We start from the raw sequence: 21,212 nt of genomic DNA, 5'->3' as shown, positions 1-21,212 counted from the left end.
TGGATGGCGCCGCTTGCCAGCGACCGGCGGGCCGTCTGGCAGACTGCATTCACACCGCGCGGCGAGGCTGGCCGGCACGGTACCGATTAGCAAGCAGCGGTGCCGCCCAAGCCGCACCACAGTGCCTCATGACCGTTATATAGGGTGGCCTTTTCTTAGTTTCAAGGGCTTGATATCAAAGACTTTGCCCCCATAAGAGGGATAACATCATGCATCCTTTCCATGAGGAAGAAATATGGAATACAGGGACTACTACGCCACCCTTGGCGTATCCCGGGACGCAAGCGCAGAAGACATCAAGAAAGCCTTTCGCAAACTGGCGCGCAAATACCATCCGGACGTTTCCAAGGAAGCGGACGCAGCGCAGCGCATGAGCGAGGTCAATGAAGCCTATACGGTGCTCTCCGATCCCGAGAAACGCAGTGCTTACGACCAGCTTGGCCGCAGCCAGGCCGACGGCTCGTTCCGTCCTCCGCCAGGCTGGGGCCAGGGCAGCCATTTCAATTTCAACCAGCAGGGCGATTTCGATGCCTCCGGCTTTTCCGATTTCTTTTCGGAACTGTTCGGGCGCATGGGCGGCGGCGCGGGCGCGTCGGGCTTTCGCCAAACCCGTCGTTCCGGGCGTGGCGAAGACATGCGTGCCCGCGTCGTGCTGGGCATAGAAGACACCTTCACCGGCGCCACCCGCCAGTTGTCGCTGCGTTCCAGTCAAGGCGAACGCACCTTCGAGGTCAAGATTCCGAAAGGCGTTCAGGCCGGCCAGGTGATCCGCCTGGCCGGGCAAGGTGAACCCGGGCCTGCCGGCCCGGGAGACCTGCTGCTGGAAGTATCGTTCCAGCCCCATCCGCGCTATCGCGTGGAAGGCAAGGACATAACCATGACGCTGCCCGTTACCCCCTGGGAAGCAGCCCTGGGCGCCGTCGTGCCCGTGCGCCTGCCCGACCGCACCATCAAGGTACGGATTCCTGCCGGCGCCCAGAACGGCCGCCAGCTGTCGGTCAAGGCGCATGGCATTCCGGGCAAGCCTCCCGGCGACCTGACCCTGGACATCCAGGTCGTGCTGCCGCCCGCGGATACGCCCACGGCCAAGGCCCTGTACGAACAGATGGCCAAGGAGCTGGCTTTCGACCCGCGCAGCGAGGCCTGATTCGGCGGCGACCGCCCCTATCTGGGGCCCTGTCACGCCCTTCTGGCCCCTTCCCGCCCCTTCCCGCCGCCGGCCCGGAGCCACCGCGCCGGCGGCGCCATTTCCATCCTCGGCAGTACAGTTGCTGGGTTGCCAGGCGGTCCGCGCCGGGCGGACGGCATTTGTTTCAAGCCGTCACAAGCATTGCGCCTGACGTGGCAGGCCGCCGCAGAAGCAGCGCCATGCCTGGGCTGCCGGGGCTTGCGGCAAATGCAACAAGCCTGCAATTCCTTCCCGCCCCGCGCCCGCCGCGCGGGCAACAGCCGGGATACAATGCGACTTTTGCCCTTCTTCCCTTTCCCCCATGCCGCACGCCGACACCTTGCCCAAGACTGCCGCGCCTGTCCTGCATTTCGATGATGCAGCGCTGGGCTACGGCGACTTCACCGTGTTGCGCGGTATTTCCATGCAGGTGATGCCCGGTCAAGTCGTCGCCATTATGGGCGGCTCGGGCTCGGGAAAAACCACCCTGCTACGCGCCGCTACCGGACAGCTGCTGGCCCAGCGCGGCACCGTCACGGTCTTCGGCCGCGACATGGGCGCAGTCAGCGACCGCGAACGCGAAACCCTGCGCAAGCGCATGGGCGTGCTGTTCCAGCAGGGCGCGCTGTTCACGGACCTGAACGTCTTCGAAAACGTCGCCTTCCCGCTGCGCGAACACACCAGCCTGAAGGAATCCGAGATCACCGAGAAAGTCCTCGACAAGCTCGACGCCGTCGGCCTGCGTACCGCCGCCCATCTGCGGGTCAACGCCATTTCCGGCGGCATGGCCAGGCGGGTGGCGCTGGCCCGGGCCATCGTCCTCGAGCCTGAACTGATTCTCTACGACGAACCTTTCGCCGGGCTGGACCCTATTTCCCTGGGCGTCACCGCACGCCTGATCCGCGACCTGGCCGACCGGCTGCGTTGCGCGTCCGTGCTGATCACCCACGATGTGCAAGAGTCCTTCGCCATTGCCGACCAGGTTTACCTCGTCGGCCAGGGCGAACTCAAGGCTTCCGGTACGCCGGAAACCCTGGCAGCCTCGGACGACCCCTATGTGTGCCAGTTCCTGACCGGCGCGCCGGATGGCCCGGTGGCCTTCCAGTACCCCAGCACGCCCGCTTTCGAGGCCTGGCTGGCGCAGCAAGGAAAACGCGCATGAATCCCTATCACACCATCGCCGGCCTGGGCGCCTGGATACGCGCGAAAATTACCGGTCTGGGCCTGTTCACCCGCTTTTTCGGCCAGGTGCTGGGCCAAAGCGGCATTGCCGTGCAGCGCCCGCGCCTGGTTGGCCAGCAAGTCCATTTCATCGGCAACCACTCCCTGCTGATCATCGCCGTCTCCGGCCTGTTTGTCGGCTTCGTACTGGGCCTGCAGGGTTTCTACACCCTGAGTATCTATGGCGCGGAAGATGCGCTGGGCCTGCTGGTTGCCCTGTCCCTGACGCGCGAACTCGGCCCGGTTGTCACCGCGCTGCTCTATGCTGGCCGCGCCGGTACGGCGCTGACGGCGGAAATCGGCCTGATGAAGGCTGGCGAACAGCTCGCCGCCATGGAAGTCATGGCCGTCAACCCGATCCGCCGGGTATTGGTGCCGCGTTTCTGGGGCGGCTTCATTTCCATGCCGGTACTGGCGACGATTTTCTCGGCGGTCGGCATCCTCGGCGGCTGGCTGGTTGGTGTCCCCATGATAGGTGTGGACAACGGCACCTATTGGTCACAGATGCAAAACGGGGTCGATATCTGGCAGGATATCGGCAACGGTTTCGTCAAAAGCGTGGTGTTCGGCATCGCCACCACCCTGATCGCGCTGTACCAGGGCTGGCAGGCAAAAGCCACCCCCGAAGGCGTGGCCCAGGCCACCACGCGCACCGTTGTAGTCAGCTCCCTGGTCGTGCTGGGCCTGGATTTCCTGCTGACCGCACTCATGTTTGGCAATTGATACGATACGGATTCCCTCATGTCGCAAGAAAAAAATGATTTCTGGGTCGGCCTGTTTGTGCTGCTGGGCATCCTGGCGCTGGCCTTCCTCGCCCTGCGTGCCGGCAACCTGAGCACGTTCTCGTTCAAGCCCACCTACGAAATCACGGCCAATTTCGACAACATCGGCGGCCTCAAACCCCGTGCGCCCGTCAAAAGCGCGGGCGTGGTGGTGGGCCGGGTGAACAGCATCCACCTGAATCCCAAGACCTACGAAGCCATCGTTTCCATGGATATGCAGGAGGGATTCCGCTTCCCGCTGGATTCCTCCGCCAAGATCCTGACGTCCGGGCTGCTGGGCGAGCAGTACATCGGCCTGGAGGCCGGTGGCGACACCGAAGAAATCCCCAACGGCGGTGAAATCATGTTCACCCAGAGCGCCGTCGTCCTGGAAACCCTGATCAGCAAATTCCTGTACAACACCGCCGACAAGCAAGGCAGCGAAAAATGAATACGCAACAACGCCCTGGCCGTCAATGGCTGCGCCCGACCTTGCTTGCCTCCAGCCTGGTGCTGACCGGCTGTGCCACTGTCACCAACCCCGATCCGCGCGACCCCTTCGAAAGCTTCAACCGCGGCGTCTACCAGTTCAATGACGCCGTCGACACTGTGGTCCTGGAACCGCTGGCGACGCTGTACACCACGATCACGCCGCGTCCGGTACGCAGCTGCATCGGCAATATCTTCAACAACATCAGCGATGTCTGGTCTGCGATCAACAGCCTGGCCCAAGGCCGTGGCCACGATTTCATCAACACGCTGGGCCGCGTAATGTTCAACACCACCGTGGGCGTGGGCGGCTGTTTCGACGTCGCCACCGCCAACGGTGCATACCGCATCCGCAATGACTTCGGCACCACCCTGGGTGTCTGGGGCCTGGGCCATGGCCCGTACATCGTGCTGCCCATCTTCGGCCCGAGCTCGCTGCGCGACGGCACCGGCATGGCTGTGCGCGGCGTGGCCAAGCTGGACATCGCCACGGCGGTTGATAACGTCCGCCTGCGCAACATCGCCTGGGGCCTGGAAGGCCTGGATACCCGCGCTTCACTGCTGGATGCCACGCGCACCGTACAGGCAACCGCGCTCGACCAGTACTCTTTCGTCCGCGACGCCTACTTCCAGAACCGCAATGCACTGCTGCGGCAGAAGCAACGCCCGTTCGGCGCCGACGATGACGAAGACCTGCCAGACTACGAAGACGATCTGCCGGATTATGACGACCCGGGCGAAGAAGCCCTGGTCGATACCACCCCTTGAACCCGCTGCAATAGGTAACCGCCATGACCATGACCGCCACCTGCCATACGGAACACGCCGCTACGCTGGGCCACCGCGCGGCGGCCCTGATCCAGCGCTTCGCACTCTCGTGCGCGCTGCTGCTGGGCGCCGCCGCCACCGCGTCGGCGGCCGATATCAACCGCCAGGCCGAACCCAATGAGTTCGTCGAGCAAGTCGCCCTGCAGGCGCTGGACGTCCTCAAGCAGGACGAAGGCGCCCTGCGCGGCGATATCTCTGCCGTGAACCGCATCGTCGACCAGTACGTACTGCCCTACGTGGACTTCCAGCGCACCACGCGCCTGGCCGCCGGCAAATACTGGCGCGAAGCCACGCCGCAGCAACGTGAAGCGCTGGCCGACGCATTCCGCGGCACGCTCATTCGTACCTACAGCGGCGCGCTCAGCCAGGTGGACAACACCACCAAGGTTGCCATGATGCCCTTCCGCGGCGACGCCACCAAGAATGATGTCGTTGTCCGTTCGCGCATCACCCCGCATCGCGGCGCCGAGCCAGTGCAGGTGGATTACCGCCTGAATCGCGCCGCAGACGGCTGGATCATCTACGACCTCAACGTCGAAGGCATCTGGCTGATCGAGAACTACCGCAACCAGTTCGCCCAGGAAATCGCCAAGAGCGGCATGGACGGCCTGATCCAGGCCCTGCAGCAGCGCAATACCTCATCGGAGTCCTGATCCTTTCCATGTCTGCCGTTCTTATCGACCACGTTTCAAAGATCTACCCGCCGCGCGAAACCTCCTGGCGCGATTGGTTCAGCAAGCGCGAAGCCCGACCGGGCTTCCCCGCGCTGAACGATGTCAGCCTGAGCATCGAACCCGGGGAATTTTTCGGCCTGCTGGGACCGAACGGCGCAGGCAAGACCACACTGATTTCCATTCTGGCCGGCTTGAGCTACGCCACCAGCGGCAAAGCCTCGATCTGCGGCTATGACGTGCGCACCCAGTACCAGGACGCACGCCGCGCCCTGGGCGTCGTGCCGCAGGAACTGGTCTATGACCCTTTTTTCACGGTGCGTGAAACCCTGCGCATCCAGTCGGGCTATTTCGGCCTGCGCAACAATGACGACTGGATCGACGAGATCCTGTTCAACCTGGGCCTGTCCGATAAGGCCGACAGCAACATGCGGGCGCTGTCCGGCGGCATGAAACGCCGCGTGCTGGTGGCCCAGGCACTGGTGCACCGGCCGCCGGTCATCATCCTCGATGAACCCACCGCCGGCGTCGACGTGGACCTGCGCCGCACGCTGTGGGAATTCATTTCGCGGCTGAACCGCGAGGGCCATACCATCCTGCTGACCACGCACTACCTGGAAGAAGCCCAGGAACTGTGCGGCCGCATCGCCATGCTGCGGCGTGGCCGCCTGATGGCCCTGGATACGACGGAAGCGCTGCTGGCCAACGCCGGCGGCGGCGACCTTGAAGACGCTTTCATGCGCATCATGCAGCTTGAAGAGCCGCTGGCTCCCCGCATCGCCATATGACCACCCCGAAAACCGTTATTCCGCAGCCCGCCGGCTCCGGGTTCCCCACCCTGTTGCGCAAGGAAGTCATGCGCTTCGTCAAGGTCGGGTTCCAGACCATCGCCGCACCAGTGCTGACCGCACTGCTGTATCTGGTCGTCTTTGCCCAGGTCCTGCAGAACCGCGTGCATGTCTACGGCGAAATCCCCTACATCACCTTCCTGGTGCCGGGGCTGATGATGATGAGCATGTTGCAGAATGCCTTCGCCAATCCGTCTTCGTCGCTGATCCAGAGCCGCATCACCGGCAACCTGGTGTTCATCCTGCTGCCGCCGATTTCGCACCGGGAAATTTTCTGGGCCTACCTCCTGGCCGCCATCGCGCGCGGCCTGCTGGTGGGCCTGTGCGTCGGCCTGGTCGCTGCAGCCATTGCCGGCCTGCAGGTGCAGCAGCCGCTCTGGGTGCTGGTGTTCGCCGTCCTGGCCTGCGGCATCATGGGCGTGCTGGGCATCATTGCCGGCCTCTGGTCAGAGAAATTCGACCAGCTGGCTGCCTTCCAGAACTTCCTGATCCTGCCCGCCACCTTCCTGTCCGGCGTGTTCTACTCCATACACTCCCTGCCGGCGTTCTGGCAGCAGGTATCGCACTGGAACCCGGTGTTCTATGCGATTGACGGCTTCCGCTACGGCTTTTTCTCGCTGTCTGATGCCTCGCCCTGGCACAGCCTGGCCGTCGTCGGCGGCGTTTTCATCGTTTTGGCGCTCTATGCGCAGTGGCTGCTCGCCCGCGGCTACAAATTGAGGTCTTGATATGTCCCTGCCCACCCCGGAACAGGTCCGGCAATACATCACTGACGGCCTGTCCTGTACGCACATCGAAGTCAGCGGCGATGGCTCGCACTTCGACGCCGTCATCGTCAGCGAAGCCTTCGCAGGCAAGCGCCTGATCGCCCGCCACCAACTCGTCTACGCGGCGCTGGGCACGCGCATGCATGCTGAAATCCACGCACTGTCGATGAGCACACTGACTCCCCAGGAATACGCATCCCGCCAGGCGAACTGACATGGACAAACTCCGAATCACAGGCGGTACCCGGCTGCAGGGCGAAATCACGATTTCCGGCGCGAAGAACGCCGCGCTGCCCATTCTCTGCGCCAGTCTGCTGACGGCAGATACCCTCACGCTGCACAATGTGCCGGCGCTCAATGACATCAGCACCACGCTGAAGCTGCTCAACCGCCTGGGCGTGCGCACCACGCACGATCCAGCCTCCAGTACCGTCACCCTGAACGCCGGTGAAATCACCAGCCTGGAAGCGCCCTATGAACTGGTCAAGACCATGCGCGCCTCCATCCTGGTGCTGGGCCCGCTGCTGACGCGCTTCGGCGAAGCCCGTGTCAGCCTGCCCGGCGGCTGCGCCATCGGCCAGCGGCCAGTGGACCAGCACATCAAGGGGCTGGCCGCGCTGGGCGCAGACATCAGCATCGAAAAAGGTTTCGTGGTCGCCCGCGCCTCGCGCCTGAAGGGCACTACGGTCCGCACCGACATGGTGACGGTCACTGGCACCGAGAACCTGCTGATGGCGGCCGTGCTGGCCGAAGGCCGCACCATTCTGGAAAATGCCGCACGCGAACCTGAAATCGTGGATCTCGCCGAGCTGCTCATCAAAATGGGCGCCCGCATCAGCGGCCACGGCACCGACCGCATCGTCATCGACGGCGTGGAAAAACTGCATGGCGCCACCCACAGCATTTCCCCGGACCGCATCGAGGCCGGCAGCTTCCTGTGCGCCGTCGCCGCCACCGGTGGCGATGTCATGCTGCGCGGCACGGCCGCCGACGCCATGGGCGCCACACTGGACAAACTGACCGAAGCCGGCCTGGCGCTGGAAACCGGCACCGACTGGATCCGTGCCCGCATGGAGCGGCGCCCCACTGCCGTCAGCGTGCGCACCCTGGAATATCCCGGCTTCGCAACCGACATGCAGGCGCAGATCATGGCGCTCAATACGGTTGCCAACGGCACGGCCGTCATCGTTGAGACCATCTTCGAAAACCGCTACATGCACGTGCAGGAGTTGTGCCGCCTGGGTGCCAACATCGACATCGACGGCCATACCGCCGTGGTGCACGGCGTCGAACGCCTCTCGGGCGCCAATGTCATGGCCACCGACCTGCGCGCCTCGGCCGGACTGGTCATCGCCGGCCTGGCCGCCGAAGGCGAAACCATCATCGACCGCATCTACCACCTGGATCGCGGCTACGAGAAAATGGAAAGAAAACTCAGTATGCTGGGCGCCAATATCCAGCGCCTCAGCAGCAAGGAAGCAGCATGACCCAGGCAGCCAACCCGTCCACCGAGACCCTGACACTGGCCCTGTCCAAAGGACGCATTTTCGAGGAAACCCTGCCCCTGCTGGCGGCCGCCGGCGTGGAAGTCACGGAAGACCCCGAAAAATCCCGCAAGCTCATCCTGCCCACCAGCGATCCCGCCCTGCGGCTGCTGATCGTGCGTGCGTCCGATGTCCCGACCTATGTCCAATATGGCGCGGCCGATTTCGGCATCGCCGGCAAGGACGTGCTGTACGAGCACAGCGCCCATGATGAAGGCGGCGGCCTGTACCAGCCCATCGACCTGAACATCGCGCGCTGCAAGCTCTGCGTGGCCGTCCGCCAGGATTTCGACTACGCAGCGGCCATCCACCCTGGCGCCCGCCTGCGCGTGGCCACCAAGTATGTCCAGGCCGCCCGTGAGCACTTTGCCGCCAAGGGCATGCACGTGGACATCATCAAACTCTACGGCTCGATGGAACTCGCGCCGCTGGTCGGCCTGGCCGACGCCATCGTCGACCTGGTATCCACCGGCGGCACGCTGCGTGCCAACAACCTGGTTGCAGTAGAAGACGTCATGCCGATATCCTCGCGCCTGATCGTCAACCGCGCCTCGCTCAAAACCCGGGGCGCCCGGCTGCAACCCCTGCTGGATGCCTTCGCGCACGCCAGCCTGCCGGCCTGAACCCCATCCACGCCTACCGCCCCCGTCCAACGGGACGAGCAGGCGTGGAATACCATCCCAGCTTTCAGCTTTTCGACAGGAAACAACCGTACAGCGTACAATGGGGCCCGTTGCCGGCCGCCTCGGGTTGACATGTAACGGTCATTTACGACTGTTATCTTCTCCTGTCACATGGCCTTGCGTGCCATGTGCCACATGGCCGGCATTCGTCCAGGAGACAGGCGCGCCCAGTATCGGCGCGGCGCCATCGCGCATACCAGGTCTTCTGCCTGTTTCTTTTTTTTCTGCAAGCAGCCTGTGACCGCAACAAATACGACGCCCCTGGCACCCGACGAACCGCTCCCGCACCGCAAGATCATCCGTAGCTGGACGACCCCCTTCGCCAAGCGCTCCACCGCGTTTGCGCTACTTCTTACTGTTTTCGAATTCCTCATCTACGGCCTGGCGATCGCCTCCACGGTGTGGTTCGAAAACCCCATCATGAAGATCGTGATGGGCATGGTGACCGGTTTCATCATCGGCCGCCTGTTCATCCTGGGGCACGACGCCTGCCACCAATCCTTCACTGACCACCGTCGCCTGAACCGCTGGCTGGGACGCCTGCTGTTCCTGCCGTCGCTGACCCCCTACAGCCTGTGGGACGTCGGCCATAACGTGGTGCACCACGGCTATTCCAACCTCAAGGGTTTCGACTTCGTCTGGTGCCCCAAGACAGTCGAGGAATACAAGGCCATGAGCCGCGGCCAGCGCATCCTCGAACGCCTGTACCGCAGCGGCTGGTGCCCGTGGCTCTACTACCTGGTGGAAACCTGGTGGCGCCGCATGTATTTCCCCAGCAGGAAGGAAATGCCGACGCGCCGGCGCGTCTTCATCCTGGACGGCATTCTCGTCACCGTGGCCGCCGCCCTATGGATCGGCGCGCTGGTCTGGGCCGCCATCGCCACCCAGCAATCCGTGTGGCTCACGCTGTTCGCCGGCTTTGTCGTCCCGTTCATCTTCTGGAACGGCATGATCGGCATGGTGATTTACATCCAGCACACCCATCCGGAAATCGAGTGGTACGAAAACAAGGAAGAATGGGCCGCCTCGCAGCCCTTCGTTTCCACCACCGTCCACCTGACCTTCAAGTATTTCGGCCGGCGCCTGCTGCATAACATCATGGTCCATACCGCGCACCACGTGGACATGAGCATCCCGCTGTACCGCCTGCCCGAAGCCCAGAAGCGCCTGGAAGAGATGCTGCCCGGCCGCATTGTCATCCAGTACTTCTCCTGGCGCTGGTACTTCAAGTGCGCACGCCACTGCAAGCTGTACGACTACGCCAACAAACGCTGGCTGGACTTCAAGGGCGCGCCACAACCTGCCTTTGACGCAAAATAAACGCCCAACTTGCTCCCAAGCGCCGCAGCGCCTGCCGCTGCGGCTTATACTCTAGCGGTTGATGTTCACCAACTGCTGTGTCCGATACCGTGATCAATCGCCTAGACTACCGCTCTCCGGACTTCCGGAGCCGCCTGCGCACGCTGCTTGCTTTCGAAGCCTCCCAGGATGCTGCCATCGAAAACACGACCCGGGACATCCTGGAAGACGTGCGCCTGCGCGGTGATGCCGCCCTGCTGGAATATACCCGCCGTTTCGATCGCGTCGCCGCAGACAGCGTTGCCGAACTGGAAATCCCGCGTGCCGACCTGATCGCCGCACGCGACAGCCTGCCGCCCGACCAGCGCGCTGCGCTGGAAGCCGCCGCCGAGCGCATCCGGGTCTACCACGAGAAGCAGCGCGGCGAGAGCTGGTCCTACACCGAGACCGATGGCACCCGCCTGGGCCAGAAGATCACGCCGCTGGACCGCGTCGGCCTGTACGTACCGGGCGGCAAGGCCGCCTACCCGTCATCGGTTCTGATGAACGCCATTCCGGCCAAGGTTGCCGGCGTGCCGGACCTCGTCATCGTCACGCCCACGCCAGACGGCCAGCGCAACCCGCTGGTCCTGGCTGCGGCAGCCATCGCCGATGTCGACCGCGTCTGGGCCATCGGCGGCGCCCAAGCTGTCGCCGCGCTGGCCTACGGTACCGCCGCCATCGCACCCGTGGACAAGATCACCGGACCAGGCAACGCCTATGTCGCCGCCGCCAAGCGCCGGGTCTTCGGCACCGTGGGCATCGACATGATCGCCGGCCCCAGCGAGATCCTGATCATCTGCGACGGCACCACGCCTGCGGACTGGATCGCCATGGACCTGTTCTCGCAAGCCGAGCATGACGAACTGGCGCAAGCCATCCTGCTGTGCCCCAGCGCCGCCTACCTGGATGAAGTCGCCGCCGCCATCGAGCGCCTGCTGCCCACCATGCCGCGCGCCGAGATCATCCGCAAGAGTCTTTCCGGCCGTGGTGCGCTGATCCTCGTGCAGGACCTGGAACAGGCCTGTGCGATCGCCAATGACATCGCCGCCGAGCACCTGGAAATTTCTACCGAAAATCCCGAATTCTGGGCTGACCGCATCCGCCATGCCGGCGCCATGTTCCTGGGCCGCTACAGCTCCGAATCGCTGGGCGACTACTGCGCCGGCCCGAACCACGTACTGCCCACCTCGCGCACGGCCCGGTTCTCGTCGCCGCTGGGTGTCTACGACTTCCAGAAGCGCTCCAGCATCATCCAGGTTTCCCATGCCGGTGCCCAGACCCTGGGGCCGCTGGCTGCCAGCCTGGCCGACGGCGAAGGCCTGCCCGCCCATGCAGGCAGCGCCCGCTACCGCCTGGAGCCCGGCTCCAGTTCTTCCTGATTTCCTGCTTTTGTCCAGCACGAGTGCCATGCGTACCGCCGAAATTACCCGCAACACCAACGAAACCCGCATCCGCGTGGCCGTCAACCTCGATGGCACCGGCAAGGGCAATCTCGATACCGGGGTTCCTTTCTTCGACCACATGCTGGACCAGATCGTCCGCCATGGCCTGATCGACCTTGACATCAAGGCCGACGGCGACCTGCATATCGACGACCACCACACCGTGGAAGACGTCGGCATCACGCTGGGCCAGGCCTTCGCACAAGCCGTCGGCGACAAGAAAGGCATACGCCGCTACGGCCATGCCTATGTCCCGCTGGACGAAGCCCTGTCGCGCGTCGTGGTCGACTTCTCCGGGCGCCCGGGGCTGTTCTACCATGTGCCCTATACCCGCGCCCGCATCGGCAATTTCGACGTCGACCTTGCGCGCGAGTTCTTCCAGGGCCTGGTCAACCATGCCGGCATTACCCTGCACATAGACAATCTGCGCGGCGAAAACGCCCACCACCAGTGCGAAACCGTTTTCAAGGCCTGTGGCCGCGCGCTGCGCATGGCCCTGGAAGCCGATGAACGCAGCGCAGGCGTGATTCCCTCGACCAAGGGCGTCCTGTAAAAAATATGGCGCCGCGCTTGGCGGCGTCAGTACATTCCACTCTCAACCGGCCAACTGACTCGTGAATACGATCGCCATCGTTGATTACGGCATGGGCAATTTCCATTCCGTCGCCCGTGCCTTGCGCCATGCCGCGCCGGACGCGGATATCCAGATATGCAACCAGGCCGCTGCCATCGACGCCGCCGACCGCATCGTCTTTCCCGGCCAGGGTGCCATGCCCGACTGTATGCGCACACTGGAACAATCCGGCCTGCTGGATGCCGTCCTGCGCGCGGCACGCAACAAGCCGCTGCTGGGTGTCTGCGTGGGCGAGCAAATGCTGTTCGAGCACAGCGAAGAAGGCAACACGCCCGGCCTGGGTCTGCTGCCCGGCAAGGTGCGCCGCTTCCAGGGCGCCGGCTTTGCCGCGCCGCTGGACGGCCAGCCCCGCGCACCCCAGGCGCACGATGCCCTGAAAGTCCCGCACATGGGCTGGAACCCGGTGCGCCAGGAGCGCCCGCACCCGCTCTGGGCGGGCATTGCCGACCAGACCGCATTCTATTTCGTCCATAGTTATTACGCAGTACCCGCTGACGCCGCGCTGATCGCGGGCAGCAGCGAATACGGCCTGCGCTTTACCTGCGCCGTCGCCCGTGAGAATCTGTTCGCAGTGCAGTTCCATCCAGAAAAAAGCGCGGCACCGGGCTTGCGTCTTTACCGCAATTTTGTAGACTGGAAACCTTGAACCAAGACGGGCGCAGCGCTCGCGCCCTGCCCACTTCCCTACATTACTTCTGACATCATGCTGCTGATCCCCGCCATCGACCTCAAAGACGGCCAATGCGTCCGCTTGCGCCAAGGCGATCTCGATGACGCCACCGTCTTCTCCACGGAACCCGCCGCCCAGGCACAGCACTGGCTGGATCAGGGCGCACGCCGCCTGCATCTGGTCGACCTGAACGGGGCAGTCGCGGGCAAACCGCGCAACGAAGCCTCCATCCGCGCCATCGTCAAGGCCGTCGGCGACGAGATTCCGGTGCAAATCGGTGGTGGCATCCGCGACCTGGACACCATCGAGCGTTACCTGGACTTCGGTATCCGCTACGTCATCATCGGTACGGCCGCCGTCAAGAATCCCGGCTTCCTGCAAGACGCCTGCAGCGCCTTCCCGGGCAGCGTGATCGTCGGCCTGGACGCCAAGGACGGCAAGGTTGCCACTGACGGCTGGAGCAAGCTTACTGGCCAGAACGTCGTCGATCTTGCACGCAAATTCGAGGATTATGGCTGCGAAGCCATCATCTATACCGATATCGGCCGCGATGGCATGCTCTCCGGCGTGAACATCGAAGCCACGGTACGCCTGGCCAACAGCGTGCGCATCCCCGTCATCGCCTCCGGCGGCGTCACCGACCTGACCGACATCGAAGCGCTGTGCGCCGTCGAGCAGGAAGGCGTCTCCGGCGTGATCCTGGGCCGCAGCATCTATGAAGGCACCCTGGACTTCGCCGCCGCCCAGGACCTGGCCGACGAACTTCAGCCATGAGCGCGGACACCTCCTCCAGCGCCGCCAGCGGCCTGACGCGCCGCATCATCCCCTGCCTGGATGTCACCGCCGGGCGCGTGGTCAAGGGGGTCAACTTCGTCAACCTGGTCGATGCCGGCGACCCCGTCGAAATCGCCCGCCGCTATGACGCCCAAGGCGCTGACGAACTGACCTTCCTCGACATCACCGCCACCAGCGACGGCCGCGACCTGATCCTGCCCATCATCGAGCAGGTCGCATCGCAGGTCTTTATCCCGCTGACGGTTGGCGGCGGCGTGCGCGTGGTTGCCGATATCCAGCGCCTGCTCAATGCCGGCGCCGACAAGGTGTCGATCAACAGCGCCGCCATCACCAACCCCGAACTGGTACGCGATGCCGCCGATTACCACGGCTCGCAATGCATCGTCGTGGCCATAGATGCCCGGCGCGCACCGGATGCGGCGGATGGCACGCCGCGCTGGGAGGTTTACAGCCATGGCGGCCGCAAGGCCACCGGCCTGGATGTCGTCGAATGGGCGCGTCGGATGGCAAGCTACGGCGCCGGTGAAATCCTGCTGACCAGCATGGACCGCGACGGCACCCGTTCCGGCTTCGACCTGGCCCTGACCCGCGCCGTCTCCGATGCTGTGCCGGTCCCCGTCATCGCATCCGGCGGCGTGGGTGGCCTGCAGGATCTGGCCGATGGCCTCACCGAAGGCGGCGCCAGCGCCGTGCTTGCCGCCAGCATTTTCCACTATGGCCAGCATACCGTCGGCGAAGCCAAGGCCTACCTGGCCGAACGCGGCATCCCTGTCCGCCTGGAGGCACGCCCATGAGCACGCAATTACCCGCCTGGCTGGCCCAGGTGGCCTTCGACGAGCAAGGCCTGATCCCTGCCATCGCCCAGGATGCCGCCACTGGCCGTATCCTGATGTTCGCCTGGATGAACCAGGCGTCCCTGAGCGAAACCGTCGCGACCGGGGTCGCCGTATACTGGTCTCGTTCGCGCAACAAGCTGTGGCGCAAGGGAGAATCTTCCGGCCATACCCAGCATGTGCGGGAAATCCGGCTGGATTGCGACAACGACGTCATCCTGCTGCAGGTGGAACAGCATGGTGGCATCGCCTGCCACACCGGCAGGGAAAGCTGCTTCTACCAACGCCTGGAAGGCCAGGACGATCAGGCACGCTGGGTCACGACCGACCCCGTACTGAAAAACCCCGACGACATCTATCACTCATGAACAACGCATCCGAAATCCTGCGCCGCCTGGCAGACACCCTGGAAAGCCGCTTGCCCGCCCACGGTGGCGACCCGGCCAGCTCCTACACTGCCAAGCTGCTCCACAAGGGCCCGGATGCTTTCCTGAAGAAAATCGGCGAAGAAGCCACGGAAGTCGTCATGGCCGCCAAGGACAATGACGCCGAAAAACTGGTCTACGAAACCGCAGACCTTTGGTATCACAGCCTGGTAGCGCTAACATATTATGGCAAGCGTCCGGAAGACGTACTTGCGGAGCTGGCGCGCCGCGAAGGCCTCTCCGGCCTGGAAGAAAAGGCCAGCCGGCCCCTTGAGTCATAATGCTGTCATCCAGTTGGGTAGAATGGTGGCCTTCGAACTCGCAATACATGGGCGACGCCTAGCGTGCCCATCCATCTGACCCGCACGGAGAATCCACATGGGTAGCTTCAGTATCTGGCATTGGTTGATCGTCCTGCTGATCGTCGCTTTGGTGTTCGGCACCAAGAAGCTGCGTAACATCGGCCAGGATCTTGGTGGCGCCGTCAAGGGCTTCAAGGACGGCATGAAGGAAGCCTCCTCGGAAAGCGACGAGAAGATCGACGCCCCGACCCCGCGTGTCAGCCAGGGTGAAACCATCGACGTCCAGGCACGCGAAAAGACTGGCGACAAATAAACGCGGTTTGCTCGCTATTCCTGGCAACGCCTGACAACCTCTATCGCCTGACGTTCAATGTTCGATATCAGTTTCACAGAACTGCTGGTCATCGGTGCCGTGGCGCTGGTCGTGATCGGCCCGGAACGGTTGCCCCGGGTGGCCCGTACCGTCGGCCATCTGCTCGGCCGCGCCCAGCGCTATGTCAGCGACGTCAAATCGGACATCCAGCGCGAAATGGAGCTCGATGAGCTGAAGAAATTCAAAGCTCATATGGATGAAGCCGCCAGCAGCCTGAAAACCTCGCTGCGCGAGGCGGAAAGCAGCATCCGCCAGCCGCTGGACCAGTTCCAGGATGAAGTGTCGAAACTGGCCAGCAACGCCACGGCCATGCCGAAGCAGGATTCCCCATCCTCGCCCGACACCGCACTGCAAGGTCCGGCCGCGCCGGCCGCCACGGCGGAAAATGGCACGCCTGGCGCTGAGGCAGCCGCCCCGGCTTCCGGCAACCCGGTCGCCTCCATCGCGGTGCCGGCTGCTGTCCCGGCAGCGACGCCGGCCCAGGCTCCGACGTCCCCCCCCGTCCAGGCGGAGGCCCAGGCACCTGCACCTGCACCTGCACCTGCACCTGCACCTGCAACCGATGTTGCGCCGCCTGCGGCTGCCGCGCCAGTCATTGCGGACACGGTAGCCGCCACACCAGCACCAGCGGTGGCACCATCCTCCCCTGCCGTTGCAGCCGCTGCGGTTGCCTCCCTGCCTGCTGCGACGCCCGCCGCGGCCCCGGTAAACGCAGCGCAAGCGTCTCAGGATGCCGCCGCACCGTCGTCCGAAGCCAAACCGGCTTCTTCCTCTGCCACGCCCCCCTCATCTCCCCCCGGTAACGCGTCGTGACAGAAGAACAATTGCAGCAAGATAGCTTCATATCGCATTTGGTCGAACTGCGTTCACGCCTGATGAAGGCAGGGGCTGCCGTCCTGGCCTGCTTCCTGGTCCTGTTCATCTGGCCGGGTGCGTCCGCGATCTATGACATCCTGGCGCAACCCATGCTCGACGCACTGCCCCAGGGCACGCGCATGATCGCCACCGGCGTCATCACGCCCTTCATGGTGCCGGTCAAGGTCACCATGCTGCTGGCCCTGGTCATCGCACTGCCCGTGGTGCTCTACCAGGCCTGGGCCTTTGTCGCGCCCGGGCTGTATCGCCATGAAAAACGCCTGGCCCTGCCGCTGATCATCTCCAGCACGCTGCTCTTCCTGTCCGGCATGGCGTTCTGCTATTTCGTCGTCTTCAAGACGGTATTCCAGTTCATCGCCTCGTTCGCTCCGCAGTCCATCACGCCTGCGCCTGATATCGAAGCCTATGTCGGCTTCGTCATGACCATGTTCCTGGCATTCGGCATTACTTTCGAAGTACCGGTCGCAGTCGTGCTGCTGTTGCGCACAGGCCTGACCACGCTCGACAAGCTCAAGCAGGCGCGAGGCTACGTCATTGTCGGCGCCTTCATCATCGCCGCGGTCGTCACCCCGCCGGATGTCGTCAGCCAGTTCATGCTGGCCGTGCCACTGTGCCTGCTCTATGAAGTCGGCCTGTTGCTCGGGCGCTTCATTACCAAGCCCACCAAGGAAGACAACGGCGAACTGATGCCCTGACGCCGCTCCCTGGCGCCATGGCCAACGGCACCGGCTCTTCGCTGCCTATTTATCCGCAATAACATACTCTACAACACCATCACCAACGATGGCGGCGCACTGGGCAGCAGCCTGCTGGCCGCCCTGGCGCTACTGGCCGCCACGGCGCGCCGGTTGCCTGCCCGCCGTGGCCAGGCTGGCGCATAGACCCTCCGGCCAGGCGTGCACCGATTGCCCGACCTGGCAGCCTCGCAGCCGGGAGCCGGAGCAAGGTTATCCAATGGATTTCCACAGCTTACCCAAAGCCTTTTCACAACATAGACACAAGCTTGTACACAGGCTTATCCCTGGACTTATCCACACGCTGGTGCGCCTGCGCCATGCGGGCAAGCGTCCATGGCATGCCCCGCTGCCCAGGTGATTCCCGCCATAGCGCAACCGGCGCCTATCGGCACAGGGACAAATCCAGCACCCCTATCTACTCAACAGTATGCTAATTTAAATAGATCCTATTCTCAGATAATGCCGAATCCGCCGCATGAGCTTTCCACAACGCCTGACCAGCATGATGCGCAGGCGCGGCATACGCAGCCAAAGCCAGTTGGCACGCCTATGCGGCGTCTCCCAGTCGTCCATTCATCGCATGCTGTATCTCGACGGCTATGCGCCGAAACTGGCGACCCTGAAGAGAATCGCCGCGGCACTGGATACCAGCGTGCCCTGGCTGCTGGACGGAGATATCGCCACGGCCTGCCACCCTGCCGCACCAGGCCACCCCATCCTGCATGGCGACGTCTTGCGCATCATGACTTTGCTGCATCCCTTGCCGCAAGCCCGCCAGCAGTACATCTGGCAACGTCTGCACCAGCTGGCTGCAGACGCCTGCCGGGAAGAGCCTGGTCCGGAATGCATCCAACGGGCGGCCAGGCACGGCTGTCAGGGTCAAGAGGAATGATAAGGGGCACACAAGCGCAACCCCTAGCGGCTGCGACCTGGGGCCGCCCCGGTTCACTCCACCGGCGCCACGGCATCGGGCGCCACGGGCCGGGTGCCGATTTCTACCGAGAGCCGGATGCGTTTGCCGTTGCGCAGCAGTTCCCAGACAACTTTGGTGCCCGGCGGCAATTGCGCGATCCGGTTGAGCACCTCCGTGGTCCGCACCACCGGCTTGTCGTCCAGGCTCAGTAGTATGTCGCCCACCTGCATGCCGGCACGATGAGCCGGCCCGTCGCGCAAGACCGCTGCGACGATGACGCCTTCCTGCTTGTCCATGCCGAAGGCCCGCGCCAGGTCTGCGGTCATGTCTTGCGTTTCCAGACCCATCCAGCCGCGCCGCACGATGCCATGCTGAATGATCTCCTGCATGATGGACAAGGCGCTGCTGATGGGAATCGTGAAACCTATCCCCAGCGAACCGCCCGTTTTGGAATAAATGGCAGTGTTGATACCCACCAGCACCCCATTGGAATCGACCAATGCGCCACCAGAATTGCCCGGGTTGATGGCCGCATCCGTCTGGATGAAATTCTCATAGGTATTGATGCCCAGGCCGGTACGCCCCACGGCGGAAACAATCCCCATCGTGGTCGTTTGCCCAAAGCCGAACGGGTTGCCGATAGCCAGCACAATCTCCCCAACCTCCAGCGGCTGCCGCTGAATGGACTCGAAATACGGCAGGTTCTTGCCATCTATCTTGAGCACGGCCAAGTCGGTTTCCGGGTCTGCGCCTATCAGCCGGGCCTTGAAGCGGCGGCCATCGTGCAAGGCAACCTCTATCGAATCCGCAGCGCGCACGACGTGATGATTGGTCAGTACATAGCCGTCCTTGCTGGCCATCACGCCGGACCCCAGGCTGTTGCGCTCCTGTTCTTCGCTGAGTCCGGGCATCATGCCGAACAGCTCGCGCAACACGGGGTCGTCAGGCAGCGGAATCAAGGGCACGTTCACGCGCTGGGTGGTGTAGATATTCACGACCGCAGGCGCTGCACGCTCAACGGCATGGGCGAAGGAGACCGGCGCCCCCCGCCCTTCCTGCGACGCGGCCGATTCGCCGCCTGGCCGCAGCCACTCCGGCTTGAGAATGGACAGGACGAACAGGACTGCCAGGCAGAAAACGACAGTTTGCGAGAAAATCAGCCAAAGACGACGCATGGACATTTAGGAATCACAAACGATGAATCAGATTCAAACACAGGATTTGCTGCAGTGGCTGGACCAGACACTGGAAAGCGCACGATTCAAGGATTATTGCCCCAATGGGCTGCAAGTAGAAGGCCGCCCGGTCATTCGTCGCCTGGTCAGCGGCGTGACCGCCTCCGAAGCCCTGCTGCGCGCAGCCGTGGAACGTGGAGCCGATGGCGTGCTGGTGCACCATGGCTGGTTCTGGCGCAATGAGGATGCGCGCATCAGGGGCATGAAAAAACGCCGCATTGCGCTGGCGATCGAATATGACCTCAATCTGCTGGCCTACCACCTGCCGCTGGACGCGCACCCGGTACTGGGCAATAACGCGCAACTGGCTCACATCCTTGGCCTGGAGCCTGACCGTCACACCGATGGCGCGCCCCAGACCTGTGGGCCTGACAACCTGATCTGGCTGGGCCAGGCACCCGGCATCGACACCATCGCGGCGCTGGAAGCCCGCATCGCCGAGCGGCTGCAACGCCCGCCGGTGATCGCCGGCGACCGCAAGCAGGCGCCCGGCCGGATTGCTTGGTGCACAGGCGGCGCACAAGGTTTCTTCGAAGCAGCGCTGGAAGCCGGCGCGCGCACCTTCATTACCGGTGAAATATCGGAACCCAGCGCCCACATCGCCGCCGAAAATGGCGCAACCTTCATCAGCGCCGGCCATCATGCCACGGAACGCTATGGCGTCCAGGCACTGGGACAGGCCATCGCCGGAAAATTCGGTATTCAGGTGGAATTCATTGATTTACCCAACCCGGCCTGAATGCGATTTCACTCTTGACCAGGACATTAGCCTCGCTCTGGCCCTTGCTCTCCGAATGGCCTAAACCCTGTGAAGAACTTCGGCCTAAAGGCCGAAGCTTCTCCACCACGATATAGGGGCGCCTGCGGCGCCGTATGGATATTGCCTCGCTCGACCCCGGCCTGAAGTCCGGGGCTTGCGCTTAGGCACGTGGTCAAAGCATTATCTGTGCTGAACCGCCACATCCAGCTCGCCCTCCCTAGGCACGCATAGACAGGACCCGCAACATGAACAGCCCCTCGAAAGTTGGATGTAATCCAACTTTCGAGGGGCTGTTCAGACGCGGCGCTGTTTCAGGGATGTCGCCACCAGAAGCGACAACGTCAGGCGAACTTACTTCTTCAGCAGGTCGCGGATCTCGCGCAGCAGCACAACATCATCCGGCGTAGGTGCGGGTTCTTCCGCCACTGCCTCTTCCTTGGCTTCGGCGGTGCGGCGCACGCGGTTGATGGCCTTGACCATCCAGAAAATCACGAAGGCCAGCAGGATGAAGTTGATCAGGATCGTGAGGAAGTTCCCCCACGCCAGCACCACAGCACCGGCCGCCGTCAGGTCGGCGTAGGTCATCGGCCCGGTGTAACCGTCAGGGGCGGACAGCAGCAGGAACTTGTTGGTGAAATCCACCGAACCGCCCAGGATGAAATTCACCAGCGGCATGATCACGTCTTTCACCAAGGAATCGACGATCTTGCCGAATGCGCCGCCGATAATCACACCGACCGCCAGGTCCACGACGCTGCCCTTCAGGGCAAATTCGCGAAACTCTTGCAAAATACCAGTCTTTTGACTCATAAAAATTCCTCGCAGTATCGCCCGGGACGGGACAGGCGCTATGATAGCGTCTGTAGAATCGTCCCGAAGAGTGTGTCTGGCAAAAT

At 63.4% G+C, this 21,212-nt stretch carries 25 protein-coding genes and 1 pseudogene; 24 read left to right on the top strand and 2 right to left on the bottom strand.

Features of this window, described 5'->3' with window-relative positions; translation table 11 throughout:
- Window positions 1-235 precede the first annotated feature (235 nt).
- From EV679_RS01860 to EV679_RS01750, 23 genes and pseudogenes are all read left to right on the top strand, one after another.
- Entirely contained in the window at window positions 236-1,147 is a 912-nt protein-coding gene (locus EV679_RS01860) for a DnaJ C-terminal domain-containing protein (protein ID WP_068373132.1), read from the top strand.
- Between the two features lie 343 nt (window positions 1,148-1,490).
- The gene (locus EV679_RS01855; protein WP_068373135.1) at window positions 1,491-2,330 is read left to right on the top strand and encodes an ABC transporter ATP-binding protein; all 840 of its coding nucleotides are present in this window, start codon (window positions 1,491-1,493) and stop codon (window positions 2,328-2,330) included.
- Window positions 2,327-3,112, top strand: coding sequence for a lipid asymmetry maintenance ABC transporter permease subunit MlaE (gene mlaE, locus EV679_RS01850; RefSeq protein ID WP_068373138.1), 786 nt, complete (start codon window positions 2,327-2,329; stop codon window positions 3,110-3,112). The genes EV679_RS01855 and mlaE overlap by 4 nt, the downstream gene beginning before the upstream one ends.
- Window positions 3,113-3,130: 18 nt before the next feature.
- A complete protein-coding gene (gene mlaD / locus EV679_RS01845) occupies window positions 3,131-3,601 on the top strand; it encodes an outer membrane lipid asymmetry maintenance protein MlaD (RefSeq protein WP_068373141.1) in 471 nt (156 codons plus the stop codon).
- Window positions 3,598-4,407, top strand: coding sequence for an MlaA family lipoprotein (locus EV679_RS01840; protein WP_068373144.1), 810 nt, complete (start codon window positions 3,598-3,600; stop codon window positions 4,405-4,407). The genes mlaD and EV679_RS01840 overlap by 4 nt, the downstream gene beginning before the upstream one ends.
- Before the next feature lie 29 nt (window positions 4,408-4,436).
- Complete coding sequence (locus EV679_RS01835) at window positions 4,437-5,120, top strand: MlaC/ttg2D family ABC transporter substrate-binding protein (protein WP_127775714.1); 684 nt, start codon at window positions 4,437-4,439, stop codon at window positions 5,118-5,120.
- An 8-nt stretch (window positions 5,121-5,128) separates the two neighbouring features.
- Window positions 5,129-5,926 carry an ABC transporter ATP-binding protein gene (locus tag EV679_RS01830; RefSeq protein ID WP_068373147.1) on the top strand — a complete coding sequence of 266 codons (798 nt, stop codon included), beginning with the start codon at window positions 5,129-5,131 and terminating at the stop codon, window positions 5,924-5,926.
- Entirely contained in the window at window positions 5,923-6,714 is a 792-nt protein-coding gene (locus EV679_RS01825; RefSeq protein WP_068373150.1) for an ABC transporter permease, read from the top strand. The genes EV679_RS01830 and EV679_RS01825 overlap by 4 nt, the downstream gene beginning before the upstream one ends.
- A 1-nt stretch (window position 6,715) precedes the next feature.
- Window positions 6,716-6,967, top strand: coding sequence for a BolA family protein (locus EV679_RS01820; protein WP_068373153.1), 252 nt, complete (start codon window positions 6,716-6,718; stop codon window positions 6,965-6,967).
- Between the two features lies 1 nt (window position 6,968).
- Entirely contained in the window at window positions 6,969-8,240 is a 1,272-nt protein-coding gene (gene murA, locus EV679_RS01815; protein WP_130486400.1) for a UDP-N-acetylglucosamine 1-carboxyvinyltransferase, read from the top strand.
- Complete coding sequence (hisG, locus tag EV679_RS01810) at window positions 8,237-8,920, top strand: ATP phosphoribosyltransferase (RefSeq protein WP_068373159.1); 684 nt, start codon at window positions 8,237-8,239, stop codon at window positions 8,918-8,920. The genes murA and hisG overlap by 4 nt, the downstream gene beginning before the upstream one ends.
- A gap of 297 nt (window positions 8,921-9,217) precedes the next feature.
- Complete coding sequence (locus EV679_RS01805) at window positions 9,218-10,300, top strand: fatty acid desaturase (protein ID WP_238591414.1); 1,083 nt, start codon at window positions 9,218-9,220, stop codon at window positions 10,298-10,300.
- An 89-nt stretch (window positions 10,301-10,389) separates the two neighbouring features.
- On the top strand, window positions 10,390-11,700 hold the full coding sequence (gene hisD / locus EV679_RS01800; RefSeq protein ID WP_068373414.1) for a histidinol dehydrogenase: 1,311 nt from the start codon (window positions 10,390-10,392) through the stop codon (window positions 11,698-11,700).
- Between the two features lie 28 nt (window positions 11,701-11,728).
- Window positions 11,729-12,316 (top strand): imidazoleglycerol-phosphate dehydratase HisB, encoded by a 588-nt coding sequence (gene hisB, locus EV679_RS01795; RefSeq protein WP_068373162.1) that lies wholly within the window; start codon window positions 11,729-11,731, stop codon window positions 12,314-12,316.
- A gap of 61 nt (window positions 12,317-12,377) precedes the next feature.
- Entirely contained in the window at window positions 12,378-13,043 is a 666-nt protein-coding gene (gene hisH, locus EV679_RS01790) for an imidazole glycerol phosphate synthase subunit HisH (protein ID WP_068373164.1), read from the top strand.
- A 57-nt stretch (window positions 13,044-13,100) separates the two neighbouring features.
- Window positions 13,101-13,841: a 1-(5-phosphoribosyl)-5-[(5-phosphoribosylamino)methylideneamino]imidazole-4-carboxamide isomerase gene (gene hisA, locus EV679_RS01785; RefSeq protein WP_068373167.1), complete on the top strand. Its 741-nt coding sequence runs from the start codon at window positions 13,101-13,103 to the stop codon at window positions 13,839-13,841.
- Window positions 13,838-14,656, top strand: coding sequence for an imidazole glycerol phosphate synthase subunit HisF (gene hisF, locus EV679_RS01780; RefSeq protein WP_068373170.1), 819 nt, complete (start codon window positions 13,838-13,840; stop codon window positions 14,654-14,656). The genes hisA and hisF overlap by 4 nt, the downstream gene beginning before the upstream one ends.
- Entirely contained in the window at window positions 14,653-15,063 is a 411-nt protein-coding gene (hisI, locus tag EV679_RS01775) for a phosphoribosyl-AMP cyclohydrolase (protein ID WP_068373173.1), read from the top strand. The genes hisF and hisI overlap by 4 nt, the downstream gene beginning before the upstream one ends.
- Window positions 15,060-15,401, top strand: coding sequence for a phosphoribosyl-ATP diphosphatase (locus EV679_RS01770; RefSeq protein ID WP_068373176.1), 342 nt, complete (start codon window positions 15,060-15,062; stop codon window positions 15,399-15,401). Before hisI ends, EV679_RS01770 begins: the two co-directional genes overlap by 4 nt.
- Before the next feature lie 97 nt (window positions 15,402-15,498).
- A complete protein-coding gene (tatA, locus tag EV679_RS01765) occupies window positions 15,499-15,735 on the top strand; it encodes a Sec-independent protein translocase subunit TatA (protein ID WP_068373179.1) in 237 nt (78 codons plus the stop codon).
- Window positions 15,736-15,792: 57 nt separating this feature from the next.
- Window positions 15,793-16,039 (top strand): annotated as a pseudogene (gene tatB, locus EV679_RS17790) (Sec-independent protein translocase protein TatB); the annotation flags it as partial.
- 565 nt (window positions 16,040-16,604) lie between these two features.
- Window positions 16,605-17,366: a twin-arginine translocase subunit TatC gene (gene tatC / locus EV679_RS01755; RefSeq protein ID WP_068373185.1), complete on the top strand. Its 762-nt coding sequence runs from the start codon at window positions 16,605-16,607 to the stop codon at window positions 17,364-17,366.
- 517 nt (window positions 17,367-17,883) lie between these two features.
- Window positions 17,884-18,300, top strand: coding sequence for a helix-turn-helix domain-containing protein (locus EV679_RS01750; protein WP_130486397.1), 417 nt, complete (start codon window positions 17,884-17,886; stop codon window positions 18,298-18,300).
- Between the two features lie 53 nt (window positions 18,301-18,353).
- Here EV679_RS01750 and EV679_RS01745 read toward each other — a convergent pair whose 3' ends face one another.
- Window positions 18,354-19,496: a trypsin-like peptidase domain-containing protein gene (locus EV679_RS01745; protein ID WP_068373416.1), complete on the bottom strand. Its 1,143-nt coding sequence runs from the start codon at window positions 19,494-19,496 to the stop codon at window positions 18,354-18,356.
- A gap of 22 nt (window positions 19,497-19,518) precedes the next feature.
- On the opposite strand from EV679_RS01745, the gene EV679_RS01740 reads away from it, so the two are divergent.
- Window positions 19,519-20,295, top strand: coding sequence for a Nif3-like dinuclear metal center hexameric protein (locus EV679_RS01740; protein WP_130486396.1), 777 nt, complete (start codon window positions 19,519-19,521; stop codon window positions 20,293-20,295).
- Window positions 20,296-20,667: 372 nt separating this feature from the next.
- On the opposite strand, the gene mscL is transcribed toward EV679_RS01740, so the two are convergent.
- The gene (gene mscL, locus EV679_RS01735; RefSeq protein ID WP_068373194.1) at window positions 20,668-21,126 is read right to left on the bottom strand and encodes a large conductance mechanosensitive channel protein MscL; all 459 of its coding nucleotides are present in this window, start codon (window positions 21,124-21,126) and stop codon (window positions 20,668-20,670) included.
- Between the last annotated feature and the right edge of the window lie 86 nt (window positions 21,127-21,212).

Source organism: Kerstersia gyiorum (assembly GCF_004216755.1).
Lineage (GTDB): Bacteria > Pseudomonadota > Gammaproteobacteria > Burkholderiales > Burkholderiaceae_B > Kerstersia > Kerstersia gyiorum.
This window is presented reverse-complemented; position numbering and strand designations above follow the sequence as displayed.

What these genes read in the sequence shown, in the direction of transcription:
- EV679_RS01860 (WP_068373132.1), top strand. Translation starts at nt 236, where the DNA reads ATGGAATACAGGGACTACTACGCCACCCTTGGCGTATCCCGGGACGCA.
- EV679_RS01855 (WP_068373135.1), top strand. Translation starts at nt 1,491, where the DNA reads ATGCCGCACGCCGACACCTTGCCCAAGACTGCCGCGCCTGTCCTGCAT.
- mlaE (WP_068373138.1), top strand. Translation starts at nt 2,327, where the DNA reads ATGAATCCCTATCACACCATCGCCGGCCTGGGCGCCTGGATACGCGCG.
- mlaD (WP_068373141.1), top strand. Translation starts at nt 3,131, where the DNA reads ATGTCGCAAGAAAAAAATGATTTCTGGGTCGGCCTGTTTGTGCTGCTG.
- EV679_RS01840 (WP_068373144.1), top strand. Translation starts at nt 3,598, where the DNA reads ATGAATACGCAACAACGCCCTGGCCGTCAATGGCTGCGCCCGACCTTG.
- EV679_RS01835 (WP_127775714.1), top strand. Translation starts at nt 4,437, where the DNA reads ATGACCGCCACCTGCCATACGGAACACGCCGCTACGCTGGGCCACCGC.
- EV679_RS01830 (WP_068373147.1), top strand. Translation starts at nt 5,129, where the DNA reads ATGTCTGCCGTTCTTATCGACCACGTTTCAAAGATCTACCCGCCGCGC.
- EV679_RS01825 (WP_068373150.1), top strand. Translation starts at nt 5,923, where the DNA reads ATGACCACCCCGAAAACCGTTATTCCGCAGCCCGCCGGCTCCGGGTTC.
- EV679_RS01820 (WP_068373153.1), top strand. Translation starts at nt 6,716, where the DNA reads ATGTCCCTGCCCACCCCGGAACAGGTCCGGCAATACATCACTGACGGC.
- murA (WP_130486400.1), top strand. Translation starts at nt 6,969, where the DNA reads ATGGACAAACTCCGAATCACAGGCGGTACCCGGCTGCAGGGCGAAATC.
- hisG (WP_068373159.1), top strand. Translation starts at nt 8,237, where the DNA reads ATGACCCAGGCAGCCAACCCGTCCACCGAGACCCTGACACTGGCCCTG.
- hisB (WP_068373162.1), top strand. Translation starts at nt 11,729, where the DNA reads ATGCGTACCGCCGAAATTACCCGCAACACCAACGAAACCCGCATCCGC.
- hisA (WP_068373167.1), top strand. Translation starts at nt 13,101, where the DNA reads ATGCTGCTGATCCCCGCCATCGACCTCAAAGACGGCCAATGCGTCCGC.
- hisF (WP_068373170.1), top strand. Translation starts at nt 13,838, where the DNA reads ATGAGCGCGGACACCTCCTCCAGCGCCGCCAGCGGCCTGACGCGCCGC.
- hisI (WP_068373173.1), top strand. Translation starts at nt 14,653, where the DNA reads ATGAGCACGCAATTACCCGCCTGGCTGGCCCAGGTGGCCTTCGACGAG.
- EV679_RS01770 (WP_068373176.1), top strand. Translation starts at nt 15,060, where the DNA reads ATGAACAACGCATCCGAAATCCTGCGCCGCCTGGCAGACACCCTGGAA.
- tatA (WP_068373179.1), top strand. Translation starts at nt 15,499, where the DNA reads ATGGGTAGCTTCAGTATCTGGCATTGGTTGATCGTCCTGCTGATCGTC.
- EV679_RS01750 (WP_130486397.1), top strand. Translation starts at nt 17,884, where the DNA reads ATGAGCTTTCCACAACGCCTGACCAGCATGATGCGCAGGCGCGGCATA.
- EV679_RS01745 (WP_068373416.1), bottom strand. Translation starts at nt 19,496, where the DNA reads ATGCGTCGTCTTTGGCTGATTTTCTCGCAAACTGTCGTTTTCTGCCTG.
- EV679_RS01740 (WP_130486396.1), top strand. Translation starts at nt 19,519, where the DNA reads ATGAATCAGATTCAAACACAGGATTTGCTGCAGTGGCTGGACCAGACA.
- mscL (WP_068373194.1), bottom strand. Translation starts at nt 21,126, where the DNA reads ATGAGTCAAAAGACTGGTATTTTGCAAGAGTTTCGCGAATTTGCCCTG.